Below are 13124 nucleotides of genomic sequence, written 5' to 3' on the forward strand. Positions count from 1 at the left end.
CGGCTGCTCACCGTTTCGTTAGGCTGAGGCAGTGACGACATCCGAGGCCACCCACGCGAGCGAGCTCGTGGAGGCCGTGACCGGACTGCGTGACGTCGTCGCCGCGTCGGTCCTTCCGCTGAGCACGCCGGGACAGGCCGAGGGCCAGACCGTCCGGCGCGAGCTCCTCCAGCAGCTCGACGACTACGTCCTCCCGCGCCTGCGCTCGCTCGACGCACCGCTCCTCGCCGTCGTCGGCGGCTCGACCGGCGCCGGCAAGTCGACCCTCGTGAACTCCATCGTCGGGGCCGAGGTGAGCCGCTCCGGCGTGCTCCGCCCGACGACGACGAGCCCGGTCCTCGTGCACCACCCACAGGACAAGCGGTGGTTCGCCGACCAACGCATCCTGCCGAGCCTCGCTCGCGTCACGGGCGGTCCGGGTGAGGAGTCGCAGCCGGGCACCGTGCGCCTCGTCGAGTCCGAGAGCCTGCCGCCGGGCATGGCCCTGCTCGATGCCCCCGACATCGACTCCGTCGTCCAGGCCAACCGCGAGCTCGCCAACCAGCTCCTCGCCGCGGCCGACCTCTGGCTCTTCGTCACGACAGCCGCCCGCTACGCCGACGCCGTCCCCTGGGACCTCCTGCGCACCGCCGCCGAGCGTGGCACCGCCGTCGCCATCGTCCTCGACCGCATCGCGCCCGAGACGATCGACGAGATCCGGCCCCACCTCGCCGGCATGCTCCGAGAGCAGGGCCTCCCGACCGCACCGATCTTCACCGTCCCCGAGTCGACGCTCTCTCCCGAGGGCTTCCTCGGCACCGACGCGATGGGTCGCCTCCGTGCCTGGCTCGACGCGCTCGCCAGCGACGCCCGTGCCCGCGCCGTCGTCGTGAGCCAGACCCTCAAGGGCGCGATGGGCTCGCTCTCGGGCCGCACCGCCGCGCTGGTGCAGGCCTCGACCGAGCAGGACGACGCCGCGCGGAGCCTCGTGGCCGCGGCGAAGGACAACTACGCCCACGCCACCGACGGCGTCAAGGACGGCATGACCGACGGGACCCTGCTCCGCGGTGAGGTCCTCGCGCGCTGGCAGGAGTTCGTCGGGACCGGCGAGTTCTTCCGCCAGATCGAGACCACGCTGTCCAAGTGGCGCGACCGTGTCACTGCGGCGATCAAGGGCCAGCCGGCTCCCGCGGAGGACCTCGGCGAGGCACTCCAGTCCGGCGTCGCCAACCTGCTCGTGTCCCACGCCTCGGCGGCAGCCGCAGACACCGCTCGTGAGTGGCGTCGACTGCCGGGCGGGGAGTCGCTGGTCACGTCCTACCCCGAGCTCGCCAAGCCCTCCGCCGACCTCGTCCCGCGCGTCGAGGCCTTGGTGCGCGAGTGGCAGGGCGAGGTCTTCGACATCGTGCGGAGCGAGGGCGGCAACCGGCGGACCAATGCGAGGATCGCGGCATACGGCGTCAATGCCATCGGCCTGTTCCTCATGCTCGTGTCGTTCGCCGCGACGGGCGGCCTCACCGGCGCCGAGGTCGGGATCGCGGGTGGCACCTCGGTGCTCGCCCAGCGCGTCCTCGAGGCCATCTTCGGCGACCAGGCCGTCCGCGAGATGGCCGCCAAGGCGCGCAAGAGCCTTCTCACCCGCGTCGAGGACCTGTATGCCGTCGAGCAGGCTCGGTATGCCGATGCGGTCACGTCCCTGGGCGAGACCGCCGGTCAGTCGGCCGCACTCGACTCCGCTGCTGCCCGCGTCCGCGAGGAGGCTGCATGAGCCCGCTGCGGATGGGTGGCGCCAAGGTCAGCAGCGTCACCGCCGAGGCGCTCACCGCTGCCTCCGGGTCGCTGGGAGCCGCACTGACCAGTGGTGGGGACCAGCTCCCCGAAGCGCAGGTGCAGCGTGCCCGCGGTGTCGTGACCAAGGTCGCGGAGCGCACGGCGCTCGTCGGCGGGCACACGGTCGTCGCCCTCGCCGGTGCCACCGGGAGCGGCAAGTCCTCCCTCTTCAACGCCCTGGTCGGCGGCGACGTGGCGACGGTCGGCGCCCGCCGGCCCACCACCTCGAAGCCCACGGCCGCCATCTGGGGCGACGAGCCCGCCGGGCCGCTCCTCGACTGGCTCGACGTGGTGAGTCGTCACCACGTCCCGGGTGACTCGAAGGTCGAGGGCACCGTCGGCTCGCTCGACGGTCTCGTCCTTCTGGACCTGCCCGACTTCGACTCGCGCGAGACCGCGCACCGGGCCGAGGCCGAGCGCGTCCTCAACCTCGTCGACGTCTTCGTCTGGGTGACCGACCCGCAGAAGTACGCCGACGCGCGCCTGCACGACGACTACGTCGCGGCCCTGTCGACACACGATGCCGTGACGATCGTCGTGCTCAACCAGGTCGACCGGCTGTCCGACGCCGACGTCGAGCGCTGCGTCAGCGACCTCAAGCGCCTCATGGGGCGCGACGGCATGCCCGACGCCACGGTCATCCCCACCTCGGCGCGTTCGGGGCGCGGGCTGGACGTCCTCGGCCAGCGGCTGAGCAACGCCGTGTCCGGCGCGAACGCCGCGCGCACCCGACTGGGCGCGGACGTGCGCCAGGCGACCGCTGGGCTGCGCACCGCCGTCGCCGACTCCGAGCCGGCCGTCAAGGCCAAGGGCGAGGGCGAGCTCGTCGACGCGCTCGCCCGCGCGGCAGGCGTGCCCACCGTGGTCAACGCGGTCGAGCGTGACTACCGGATGCAGGCGGTCGACCGCACGGGGTGGCCGTTCACCCGCTGGGTGCAGCGCCTCCGGCCGCGACCCCTGCGCCGGCTGCGGCTCGACGATGGCCGTGGGTCGGTCACGGTGAGCGACGCCGACGTCCGCTCGGTGCTCGGCCGCTCCTCGCTGCCGCCGCCCACCCCGGCCGCTCGCGCGGCCGTCGACCTCGCGACCCGCCGCCTCGCGGACCGCGCCGGCTCCGCGCTGCCGACCCTGTGGGGCGACGCGGTCGACGCCGCGGCCACGCCGCCGGGTCACGCCATGGCAGACGCGCTCGACCAGGCCGTCATCTCGACCTCGCTGCGCTCGCGGACGCCCGTGTGGTGGCGCGCCGTGGGGGTCGCCCAGCTCCTGCTCGCCCTCGTCGCCGTGGCCGGTCTCGTGTGGCTCCTCGTGCTCATGCTGCTCGGCTGGCTCCAGTTCCCGAGCATCGAGACGCCGATGTGGGGCCCGCTGCCGTGGCCGTTCGTCCTGCTCGTGGGCGGGCTGCTGGCCGGTCTTCTCCTCGCGATGGTCTCTCGCTTCCTCGCCGGGATCGGGGCGCGGCGTCGCGCCACCGTCATCAACGGGCGACTGCGGGACTCGATCGCGACGGTCGCCGACGAACGGATCCTCGCTCCGGTGGCCGCCGTCCTCGAGCGCCACCGCGAGACGCGTCAGCACCTCGAGGCCGCGGCCAAGGTCTGACCCTCCGACGGCACCGTCGTCGAGGAGTCGGTCGTGGCGTCGACTTGTCCACAGGTGTGGTGGGTCGGCGTCGTCGTCCACAGGTGGCGCCGGTGACCGTTGCCGCGGACCCCGCTGGAGCCGAACTCTGGTCGCAGTGCACCGCACGAGCGGAGCCCGAGCAGAAGAGGTTTCAGTCATGCAGGACAGCACCATCACGGTCCAGGGCCGGGTCGCCAGCGACCCGGAGATGAAGGTCTCCAAGAACAACAAGCCCTTCACGAGCTTCCGCGTCGCCGCCACACCACGGCGCCAGGTGACCGGGGCGCCGGGCACCTACGAGGACGGCGAGACGTCGTGGTTCACGGTCTTCGCCTGGGGCAACCTCGGCGCCAACGTCCTCCGCTCGATCGAGAAGGGACAGCCCGTCGTCGTCCACGGCCGGCTGTCGGCACGCGAGTTCAAGCGCGACGACGGCTCGATGGGCACGTCGGTGAGCATCGTCGCCCATGGCGTCGGGCACGACCTCAGCTGGGGCCAGACGGCCTACGAGAAGGTGTCGAAGCCCTCCTACGGCACCGGCGACCGGCTCGACGACGCGCTGCAGACCCTGCACTCCGAGTCCGAGGGCTACGGGGACCCGCAGCGCGACGACTACCTCCTGGCCGAGCGCCCGACCGAGCGCCCGACCGAGGACCGGGCCGAGGGCCAGACCGACGACGCCGGGGCGAGCGCGACCGGCCCACTCGTCGAGGAGCCCGCCGCCTGAGGGCGAACCGATTCGGGGATGGGGCGGGCAGTCGTTAGCCTTGCCCCATGCCCGAGTTCATCTATGTCATGTCGCGCGCCCGCAAGGCCCACGGCGACAAGGTCATCCTCGACGATGTCACCCTGTCGTTCCTGCCCGGCGCCAAGATCGGCGTCGTCGGCCCCAACGGTGCCGGCAAGTCGTCCGTGCTCAAGATCATGGCCGGCCTCGACCAGCCGTCCAACGGCGAGGCGCGGCTGACCCCGGGCTACAGCGTCGGCATCCTCATGCAGGAGCCCGAGCTCAACGAGTCCAAGACCGTCCTCGGCAACGTCGAGGAGGGCGCGGGCGAGATCAAGGCCAAGCTCGACCGCTACAACGCCATCTCCGAGGAGATGGGTGAGCCGGACGCCGACTTCGACGCCCTCATGACCGAGATGGGCAAGCTCCAGGAGGAGATCGACGCCGCCGACGCCTGGGACCTCGACTCCCAGCTCGAGCAGGCGATGGACGCCCTGCGGTGCCCGCCGCCGGACGCCGACGTCACCGTCCTCTCCGGTGGTGAGCGCCGCCGCGTCGCCCTCTGCAAGCTGCTCCTGCAGAAGCCGGACCTGCTCCTGCTCGACGAGCCCACCAACCACCTCGACGCCGAGTCGGTGCTGTGGCTCGAGCAGCACCTCGCGGGCTACCACGGTGCCGTCGTCGCCGTGACACACGACCGCTACTTCATGGACAACGTCGCGCAGTGGATCCTCGAGCTCGACCGCGGCCGGGCCTACCCCTACGAGGGCAACTACTCGACCTACCTCGAGAAGAAGCAGGCGCGTCTGGAGGTCCAGGGCAAGAAGGACGCCAAGCTCAGCAAGCGCCTCAAGGAGGAGCTCGAGTGGGTCCGCTCCAACGCCAAGGCCCGCCAGACCAAGTCCAAGGCGCGCCTCGCCCGCTACGAGGAGATGGCGGCTGAGGCCGACCGCACCCGCAAGCTCGACTTCGAGGAGATCCAGATCCCGCCGGGCCCGCGCCTCGGCAGCAAGGTCATCGAGGTCAAGGACCTCAAGAAGGGCTTCGGCGACCGCGTCCTCATCGACGGCCTGTCGTTCTCGCTGCCGCGCAACGGCATCGTCGGTGTCATCGGCGCCAACGGTGTGGGCAAGACGACCCTGTTCAAGACCATCGTCGGTCTCGAGCCCGCCGACGGCGGCCTCGTCGACATCGGTGACACGGTCAAGATCTCCTACGTCGACCAGAGCCGCGGCGGCCTCGACCCCAACAAGAACCTCTGGGAGACCGTCTCCGGCGGCCACGACTACATCCAGGTCGGCAACGTCGAGATCCCCTCGCGCGCCTACGTCTCGCAGTTCGGCTTCAAGGGGCCGGACCAGCAGAAGAAGGCCGGCGTCCTCTCCGGTGGCGAGCGCAACCGCCTCAACCTCGCGCTCACTCTCAAGGAGGGTGGCAACCTGCTGCTCCTCGACGAGCCGACCAACGACCTCGACGTCGAGACGCTCGGCTCCCTCGAGAACGCCTTGCTCGAGTTCCCGGGCTGCGCCGTGGTCATCAGTCACGACCGGTGGTTCCTCGACCGGGTCGCGACGCACATCCTCGCCTACGAGGGCACCGACGAGAACCCGGCGAACTGGTACTGGTTCGAGGGCAACTTCGAGGCCTACGAGGCCAACAAGATCGAGCGCCTCGGCGAGGACGCGGCCCGTCCGCACCGCGTGACCTACCGCAAGCTCACCCGCGACTGACGTTCGCACCGAGGGGGCAGACCGCTACGGGTTCGTAGTGCGGTCTGCCCCTTCGCTCTCCCCGGTGGGACACGAAGACGGTGACCTCGTCCGCGACCCATGGCGGGCCGGCATACGCGTCCATGACCCGCAGCCAGTGCGTCGCCTCGAACGGCCGACGCACCCGGGCGAGGGTGAGGTGCGGTCGGTAGTCGCCGCCTGCCGGTGAGGCGCCGACGCTTCCGCAGGCGCGGCGCACCCCGAGCGCGAGCGACTCGAGGTCGGTGAGTCCGCTGGGCGACTCCGAGCGGACGTCCATCCACACCACTCGTGCCTCGGCGGGGTTCGGGAAGGTCCCGGCACCGCTGAGCCGCAACGGGATCGGCGCGTGCTCGCCCGCGACCCGGGCCACGTCGTCCACGACGTCGTCGACGAGGCCTTCGGGGACGTCGGCCATGAAGGCCAGCGTCACGTGCCAGAGGTGGGACGGCGTCCAGCGCAGGTCGGAGTGGACGTCCCGGCGGGGCTCGACGAACGCCTCCAGGTCGGCGTGGGCGTCGGCGGGCGGCACGACGGCGGCGAAGATGCGCACCGGGACATTGTGCTTGCTTCTCGCGAGGAGGCGTGCGCAGGATCGGGGCATGCGCTGTGGACTGCAGGTCTCCTACTTCTCCTGGCCGGGCGCCCCGACGTCGATCGGCCCCACCTTCCGCCGGGTCGCCCAGAACGCCGAGGGTGCCGGCATGTCCTCGCTCTGGGTCATGGACCACTTCTTCCAGATCTCGATGATCGGCCCACCCGAGCTCGACATGCTCGAGGGCTACTCCGCCCTGGCCTTCGCCGCGGCCGCGACCGAGCGGATCGAGCTCGCGACGCTCGTCACGGGCGTGACCTACCGTCACCCCGGGCTGCTCGCCAAGACGGTCACGACGCTCGACGTGCTGAGCGGCGGGCGGGCATGGCTCGGCATCGGTGCCGCGTGGAACGAAGAGGAGCACCGTGGGCTCGGTGTCCCGTATCCCGCTGTGGCAGAACGCTTCGAGCGACTCGAGGAGACGCTCCAGATCGCACGACAGATGTTCGACGGCGACGACAGCCCGTATGCCGGCCGCCACTACTCGCTCGAACGTCCCCTCAACGTCCCCGCGCCGTTGCGCCGCGTACCCATCCTCATCGGGGGGAGCGGACCGAAGAAGACGCTGCGGCTCGTCGCGAAGTACGCCGACGCGTGCAACCTCTTCGACGCCGGGCCGGAGGCGATGGCCTCGCGCCTGGCGATCCTGCGCGGCCACTGCGACGACGTCGGCCGCGACCCGCGCGAGATCGAGGTGACGGCGCTGTCGCGGCTCAGCCTCGGCACCTCGGGCGCCAAGGCACCGTCCGGCGAGACGATGCAGTCGGTGGACGAGGCGGTCGACCGCTACGGCCGCCTCGCCGAGGTCGGCCTCGACCACCTCATCCTCGGGATGGGCAACGACACGGACGACACGGCATACGAGCTCGTCGCGGAGCTGGTGCGCCAGCTCGAGCCGGTCCAGGCGGGCACGTGGTGACGTCCACGTCCCGGGTCCGGGTCAGCGCGGGCCGCTGACCTTCGTCGCCGCGACGAAGACGGAGCTGCCGAAGGGCAGGTCGAGGCGACGGCGCAGCAGCGCCTCGTCGACCCGGGTGGCGGCGAGGAGGGCGTGGTGCAGGGTCCTGGGCACCTGGGGCACCTCGACGACGTCGACCGCGCTCGTGTGCTTGCGGTCCTTGAGGCGGCGGGCTATGCGCTCGGCGACGAAGCCGGGGAAGACCGACGTGAAGCCGTAGGTCGCCCGCTCCACGCGGAAGCCGGCGCGCTCGACCGCGGCCACCGCGCGCTTCCTCGTGTAGCGCCGGTGGTGCCCGTTGGCGACGTCGAAGTCGGTCCACGCCCACTGGTAGGCCGGTACCGCCATGAGGAACGTGCCACCGGGCTGCAGGACGCGCGCCACCTCGGCCAGGGCATCAGCCTCGGGATCGCAGTGCTCGATGACGTCGAAGGCCGACACCATGTCGAAGCTCGCGTCGGCGAAGGGCAGCGACAGGGCCGACCCGCAGACACCGTTGGTGCCCAGTCCGCGGGGGTCGATGTCGAGCGAGGCGAGGTGGCGGGTGCCGTCGTGCAGCCAGCCGGCGCTCGGACCGTCGGCGCTGCCGATGTCGAGCACGGTGGTGCGGCCGGCGGCGTACGAGCTGAGGGCGGCGTGCAGCAGGTCTGTGCGCGCGACGTACCACCAGTAGTCGGGCTGTGCGATCGACGGGGAGCCCCCGTGTCCTCCGGCGTCGGTCATGGTGCGCAAGCCTAACGGCGAGCGACGAGCCTCATCGCGAGGTGGCCGTTGGTGCGCGCGATGTCGTCGGGCGTGCGGCGGATCTCGGGGGAGTACCAGCGCGCGACGTCCACCGCCATCGACAGCAGGGCGAGGGCGGTGCTGGGGATGTCGTCGACCTCGAAGTCGCCGGACTCGACGCCGTCCTTGAGGACGCCACGCACGACCTTGTCGATCTCGCGTCGCAGCGCCAGGACCTCGTCGCGGTGCTCAGGTGTCAGGTGGCGGAACTCGTACTGGACGATCCGGCCGAGCTGGTGGTGCTCGGCGTGCCACCGCGAGAACCCGGCGATGATCGAGCGGAGGGCCTCGGGCGGGGACCCGGCGGCCCGGGCGGCCTCGACGAGCTGGTCGCGCGCCGTCTGGTGGCCGCGGCGGCTCAGCTGGAAGAGAAGGTCCTCCTTGGAGCTGAAGTGCACGTAGACGCCGGCGGGGGAGAGCCCGGCCCGCGAGGCGATGTCGCGGGTCGTCGTCGCGTGGAAGCCCTTGTCCGCGAAGGCGTCGGCGGCGGCCATCATGAGCCGCACCGCCGTGGCACCCGCGGTGTCCCCGGAGTCCTCGAGCGTGGCGAGGATGCTCTGCTCCGACCGTGGAGCGCCTGTGGTGGCAGACATGTTGACAGCATGCCTGACCCGCGTGAGACTAAGCAAGCGCTTAGTCATTCGTAGTTCCGTCGAGGAGAAGCCATGCCCCGCAACCTGTACGACGACGACCACCTCGCCTTCCGCGACTCGGTCCAGGAGTTCGTCGAACGCACCCTCAAGCCGCGTGCCGACCAGATGCTCGAGGCCAAGAGCATCGACCGCGACATCTGGCTTGAGGCGGGCAAGCAGGGCCTGCTCGGCCTCGACATCCCGGAGGAGTTCGGTGGCGCCGGCGCGGGGGACTACCGCTTCAACGCCATCTCGGCCGAGGTCATCTCGGGCTTCAACGCCGCGACCTCGTCGTGCTTCGGGATCCACAGCGACGTCTGCCCGCCCTACATCGTCGACCTCGGCACCGAGGAGCAGAAGCAGCGCTGGCTCCCGCCCATGGCCGCCGGCGAGAAGATCTGCGCCATCGCCATGACCGAGCCGGGCGGCGGCTCCGACCTCGCCGCCCTCAAGACGACTGCTGTCCGCGCCGAGGACGGCGATGGCTGGGTCCTCAACGGCTCCAAGACCTTTATCACCAACGGCTACCAGGCCGACCTCGTCATCGTGGCCGCCCGCACCGACCCGAGCAAGGGCGCCAAGGGCATCTCGCTGCTCATGGTCGAGGACGGCATGGAGGGCTTCAGCCGCGGCCGCAAGCTCGACAAGGTGGGCCAGGAGGAGTCCGACACCGCCGAGCTCTTCTTCGAGAACGTCCGCGTCCCCGCCGAGAACCTCATCGGCGAGGAGGGCATGGGCTTCATCGCGATGATGCAGCGCCTCCCGCAGGAGCGCGTCGGCGCCGCCGTCTCCAACGTCGCGCACGCCAAGGCGATCCTCGAGGAGACCATCGAGTACGCCAAGGAGCGCAAGGCCTTCGGCCAGCCCATCGGTGCCTTCCAGCACAACAAGTTCAAGATCGCCGAGCTCGTCACCTCGATCGAGGTGGCCGAGGCCTACGTCGACGACTGCGTCGCCGCCCACGCCAAGGGTGAGCTCACGGCCGTCGACGCCGCCAAGGCCAAGTGGTGGAGCGCGCAGGTCCAGAACGACGTCCTCGACGAGTGCGTCCAGCTGCACGGTGGCTACGGCTTCATGAACGAGTACCGCGTGGCCCGCGCCTGGCGCGACGCCCGCGTGACGAAGATCTGGGCCGGCTCGAACGAGATCATGAAGGAGCTCATCGGCCGCGACCTCGGCTTCTGAGCCGTGTGACGCCGCCCGTCCGCGCAGCGTCCGCAATCTTGGTCGAGAAGGTGACCACATCTGCGGACGCAGCCCGCCGGCATACCGCAACGTCCGCAACCGTGGTCGTGATCTCGACCATGGTTGCGGACGTTGTCGTATGCCGTGGGGTCAGCCGGCGGTGGTGAGCTCGGCGAGGACGTCGTCGATGGCGTCGTACGACGACTGCAGGCCGTGCTCCATGCCCGAGTCGATGACGGCCTGGACGGTCTCGGGAGAGTCGTAGGTGATGACCGCACGCAGCGTGGTCTTCCCGTCCTCCTCGGTGTAGGTGGTGTCGATGACCGAGTAGGGGCTGTCGATGTTGTCGAAGCGCTCGGTGTGGACGATGTGCCCGGGCCGGTCGATCGACCGGTAGTGGCCCGAGAAGGAGACCTCTTCGCCGCTCGAGTCGGCGCGCTGGGCGAAGTGCCAGGCGCCGCCCTCGCGGAGGTCGACCTCGCAGACGGTCATGGTGCCGTGGCCGGCACCCCACCAGCGACGGATGTGCTCGGGGTTGGTCATGGCCTCGAAGACGAGGTCGGCGGGGGCGGTGAAGGTTCGGGTGATGACCATCTCCGAACCGGAGGCGGTGACGGTGGCGCGCTCGTGGGCGCCCGTGGCGGCGGTGGTGCTCATGACGGGTTCTCCTTCGTGGTGCCCTCGGTCGAGGGCGGCTGGATGGTGGCGAGGTAGTCGCCGAGGTGGTCGAGCTGCTGCTCCCAGTGCTTGCGGTAGAGCTCGAGCCACGACGTCGCGTCCTCCAGGGGCGCGACCGAGATGCGGCAGTGGCGCCGCTGCCCATCCCGGCTCTTGGTGACCAGCCCGGCCTTCTCGAGGACCGTGAGGTGCTTCGAGATGGCGGGCAGGGACATGTCGAACGGCTCGGCCAGCTCGCCGACCGTGGCGTCGCCGGACGAGAGCCGGGCCAGGATGGCCCGTCTCGTCGGGTCGGCGAGGGCGGCGAACGTGGTGCTGAGCGGATCGGCCATGAGACTTAACATAGAGGTTAATTAACCAACCCGTCAAGAACAAGATCAACAGTCGAGCGGCAGGGGAGGGACGGTCAGGCTCGGGTCGGGAGCTGGAAGAGCCACGGCGCGTGCAGCCGTCGGCCCAGCCACCACAGGCCGAGCGGCCCGAGCACGCCGGCGACGGACCCGACGACCATGTGGACGGTGAGGTCCGTGACGTCAGCGACGGTGAGGAGCTTGCGGGCCATGTCGGTGAGGACGATGTGCGCGAGGAAGATCTCGAGCGAGCGCTCGCCGAGGAACGCCAGCGGCCGTCCCACCGCGCACCGGCCGATGCTCCCCGACAGGGCGAAGACGCCGAGGCACAGTGCGATGGAGGTCGGGACGCCCCAGGCGAGGGCCCAGAGGGTGCGCGGTCCCATCCACGACGTCGGGGGCATCGGGTCGGTCAACCAGAGCGCGGCCGCTCCGGCACCGACCCCGACGAGCGCGACCCACCGTGCGTGTGCTGAGCGGGTCAGGGCGGCCACCCGCTCGCGCCCGGCGAGCAGGCCGAACCACACGAACGCGAGGAGTGCAAGGCCCTCCATGAACACCCACGGACCGGTCCAGCCCCAGACGAGCAAGGAGCCCACGGCGACGACGACCGACGACAGGACCGCCCGCGCGCGGCTGCTCCACGGCCGCACGAGTGCACCCGCCACGGTGACGAGGACGAGGAACCCCAGCCACCACAACGGCCCGTCGGCGACGAGCAGGGCGTGCAGCCGGTCGCCGACGAACCCGTCCCAGCGTCCGGCCACGACCTCCGGCTCGACGGCGTCGACGCCCTCCTCCGCTGCCTGGGCCGCCACGTCGGTGAAGCGGCGGGTGATGCCGAAGAGGACGGTCCACACGGCATACAGGTAGGCGAAGAGAGCGACCCGGGAGCGGAGGTAGGCACGAGGCCCGTGCTTGTCGACACCCGGTCGAAGGAAGACGCCGAGCAGCACGGCGAAGATCGTGAGGTGCCACGCGTAGAACCCGTCGTCCACCTCGAGCACGACCGGGGACGTGCGCGGCACGAGGTCTGCCGCGGCGAGTCCGCGCAGGACGTGACCCACGACGATGGCGAGGATCGCGATGCCGCGGGCGACGTCGAAGGCACGGTCCCGTGCGGGCGCGGCCCCTCGCGCCTGCGCGTCCTCGCGCTCAGTCGAGGGGGCCTCCGGCAACGTAGATCACCTGGCCCGAGACGAAGCCCGCCTCCTCCGAGCAGAGGAACGAGATCGTCGCGGCGATGTCCTCGGGCTGGCCGACGCGCCCGACAGGGGTCTGCTTCGCGGCCCCGGCGAGGAAGTCCTCGAACGACACGCCCATTCGCTCGGCGGTGGCTGCGGTCATGTCGGTCTGGATGAAGCCCGGGGCCACGGCGTTGGCGGTGACACCGAACTTGCCGAGCTCGATGGCGAGTGTCTTGGTGAAGCCCTGGAGCCCGGCCTTGGCCGCCGAGTAGTTCGCCTGCCCGCGGTTGCCCTGGGCCGAGGACGACGAGAGGTTGACGATGCGGCCGAACTTCTCGGCGGTCATGTGTGCCTGGCAGGCGCGGGACATGAGGAATGCGCCGCGCAGGTGGACGTTGATGACCGAGTCCCAGTCGGACTCGGTCATCTTGAAGATGAGGTTGTCGCGGATGATGCCGGCGTTGTTGACGAGCACCACCGGAGGCCCGAGCTCGTCGGCCACCCGCGCCACGCCGGCCTCGACCTGCTCCGCGTCGGAGACGTCCACGCCCACGCCGATCGCCGACCCGCCGGCCTCACGGATGGAAGCGGCGACCGCCTCGCAGGCCGCCTCGTCGAGATCGAGGACCGCGACGGCATACCCGTCCTTCGCGAGGCGTCGAGCGGTCGCCGCGCCGATCCCGCGGGCGGCTCCGGTGACGACGGCGGTGCGATTCTGGGTCACTGGTGGTCCTTCGGGTGCGGGGGAGTTGGGTAGGTTAGGCGTCCTGCGCGAACGATACCCAGCCAGCCCGACCGGCCCGGCGTTCCCGCCACGCGGGCCGCCGTCGTCCCCGTGAGGAGTGCACA

At 70.9% G+C, this 13124-nt stretch carries 13 protein-coding genes; 6 read left to right on the forward strand and 7 right to left on the reverse strand.

Annotated features, from left to right (window positions below; translation table 11 throughout):
- The first annotated feature begins 31 nt into the window (after nucleotides 1–31).
- From ACSQ11_RS11795 to ettA, 4 genes are all read left to right on the forward strand, one after another.
- Entirely contained in the window at nucleotides 32–1747 is a 1716-nt protein-coding gene (locus ACSQ11_RS11795; RefSeq protein WP_436005589.1) for a dynamin family protein, read from the forward strand.
- Nucleotides 1744–3411, forward strand: coding sequence for a GTPase (locus tag ACSQ11_RS11800; RefSeq protein WP_436005591.1), 1668 nt, complete (start codon nucleotides 1744–1746; stop codon nucleotides 3409–3411). Before ACSQ11_RS11795 ends, ACSQ11_RS11800 begins: the two co-directional genes overlap by 4 nt.
- 178 nt (nucleotides 3412–3589) lie before the next feature.
- Nucleotides 3590–4159: a single-stranded DNA-binding protein gene (locus ACSQ11_RS11805; protein WP_436005593.1), complete on the forward strand. Its 570-nt coding sequence runs from the start codon at nucleotides 3590–3592 to the stop codon at nucleotides 4157–4159.
- Nucleotides 4160–4206: 47 nt separating this feature from the next.
- Nucleotides 4207–5889 (forward strand): energy-dependent translational throttle protein EttA, encoded by a 1683-nt coding sequence (ettA, locus tag ACSQ11_RS11810; protein ID WP_436005595.1) that lies wholly within the window; start codon nucleotides 4207–4209, stop codon nucleotides 5887–5889.
- Here the strand turns inward: ettA and thpR are convergent.
- Nucleotides 5876–6460, reverse strand: coding sequence for an RNA 2',3'-cyclic phosphodiesterase (gene thpR / locus ACSQ11_RS11815; RefSeq protein WP_436005597.1), 585 nt, complete (start codon nucleotides 6458–6460; stop codon nucleotides 5876–5878). The genes ettA and thpR overlap by 14 nt on opposite strands.
- Nucleotides 6461–6509: 49 nt before the next feature.
- Here thpR and ACSQ11_RS11820 point away from each other — a divergent pair, with 49 nt between their 5' ends.
- Nucleotides 6510–7421, forward strand: a complete 912-nt coding sequence (locus ACSQ11_RS11820; RefSeq protein WP_436005599.1) for an LLM class F420-dependent oxidoreductase — start codon at nucleotides 6510–6512, stop codon at nucleotides 7419–7421.
- Nucleotides 7422–7442: 21 nt separating this feature from the next.
- Here the strand turns inward: ACSQ11_RS11820 and ACSQ11_RS11825 are convergent, their stop codons facing one another.
- Nucleotides 7443–8183: a methyltransferase domain-containing protein gene (locus tag ACSQ11_RS11825; protein ID WP_436005601.1), complete on the reverse strand. Its 741-nt coding sequence runs from the start codon at nucleotides 8181–8183 to the stop codon at nucleotides 7443–7445.
- An 11-nt stretch (nucleotides 8184–8194) separates the two neighbouring features.
- Nucleotides 8195–8836: a TetR/AcrR family transcriptional regulator gene (locus ACSQ11_RS11830; RefSeq protein WP_436005603.1), complete on the reverse strand. Its 642-nt coding sequence runs from the start codon at nucleotides 8834–8836 to the stop codon at nucleotides 8195–8197.
- A gap of 72 nt (nucleotides 8837–8908) precedes the next feature.
- Between ACSQ11_RS11830 and ACSQ11_RS11835 the strand changes: the two genes are divergently transcribed.
- Nucleotides 8909–10060: an acyl-CoA dehydrogenase family protein gene (locus ACSQ11_RS11835; protein WP_436005605.1), complete on the forward strand. Its 1152-nt coding sequence runs from the start codon at nucleotides 8909–8911 to the stop codon at nucleotides 10058–10060.
- Between the two features lie 150 nt (nucleotides 10061–10210).
- Here the strand turns inward: ACSQ11_RS11835 and ACSQ11_RS11840 are convergent, their stop codons facing one another.
- The 4 genes from ACSQ11_RS11840 to fabG form a co-directional block, all read right to left on the reverse strand.
- Nucleotides 10211–10717: an SRPBCC family protein gene (locus ACSQ11_RS11840; protein ID WP_436005607.1), complete on the reverse strand. Its 507-nt coding sequence runs from the start codon at nucleotides 10715–10717 to the stop codon at nucleotides 10211–10213.
- Nucleotides 10714–11070, reverse strand: a complete 357-nt coding sequence (locus ACSQ11_RS11845; protein ID WP_436005609.1) for an ArsR/SmtB family transcription factor — start codon at nucleotides 11068–11070, stop codon at nucleotides 10714–10716. Before ACSQ11_RS11845 ends, ACSQ11_RS11840 begins: the two co-directional genes overlap by 4 nt.
- A gap of 74 nt (nucleotides 11071–11144) precedes the next feature.
- Nucleotides 11145–12266: an acyltransferase family protein gene (locus tag ACSQ11_RS11850; protein WP_436005611.1), complete on the reverse strand. Its 1122-nt coding sequence runs from the start codon at nucleotides 12264–12266 to the stop codon at nucleotides 11145–11147.
- On the reverse strand, nucleotides 12244–12999 hold the full coding sequence (gene fabG, locus ACSQ11_RS11855; RefSeq protein WP_436005613.1) for a 3-oxoacyl-ACP reductase FabG: 756 nt from the start codon (nucleotides 12997–12999) through the stop codon (nucleotides 12244–12246). Before fabG ends, ACSQ11_RS11850 begins: the two co-directional genes overlap by 23 nt.
- Between the last annotated feature and the right edge of the window lie 125 nt (nucleotides 13000–13124).

The organism is Knoellia sp. LjRoot47, from assembly GCF_964253435.1.
GTDB lineage: Bacteria > Actinomycetota > Actinomycetes > Actinomycetales > Dermatophilaceae > Knoellia.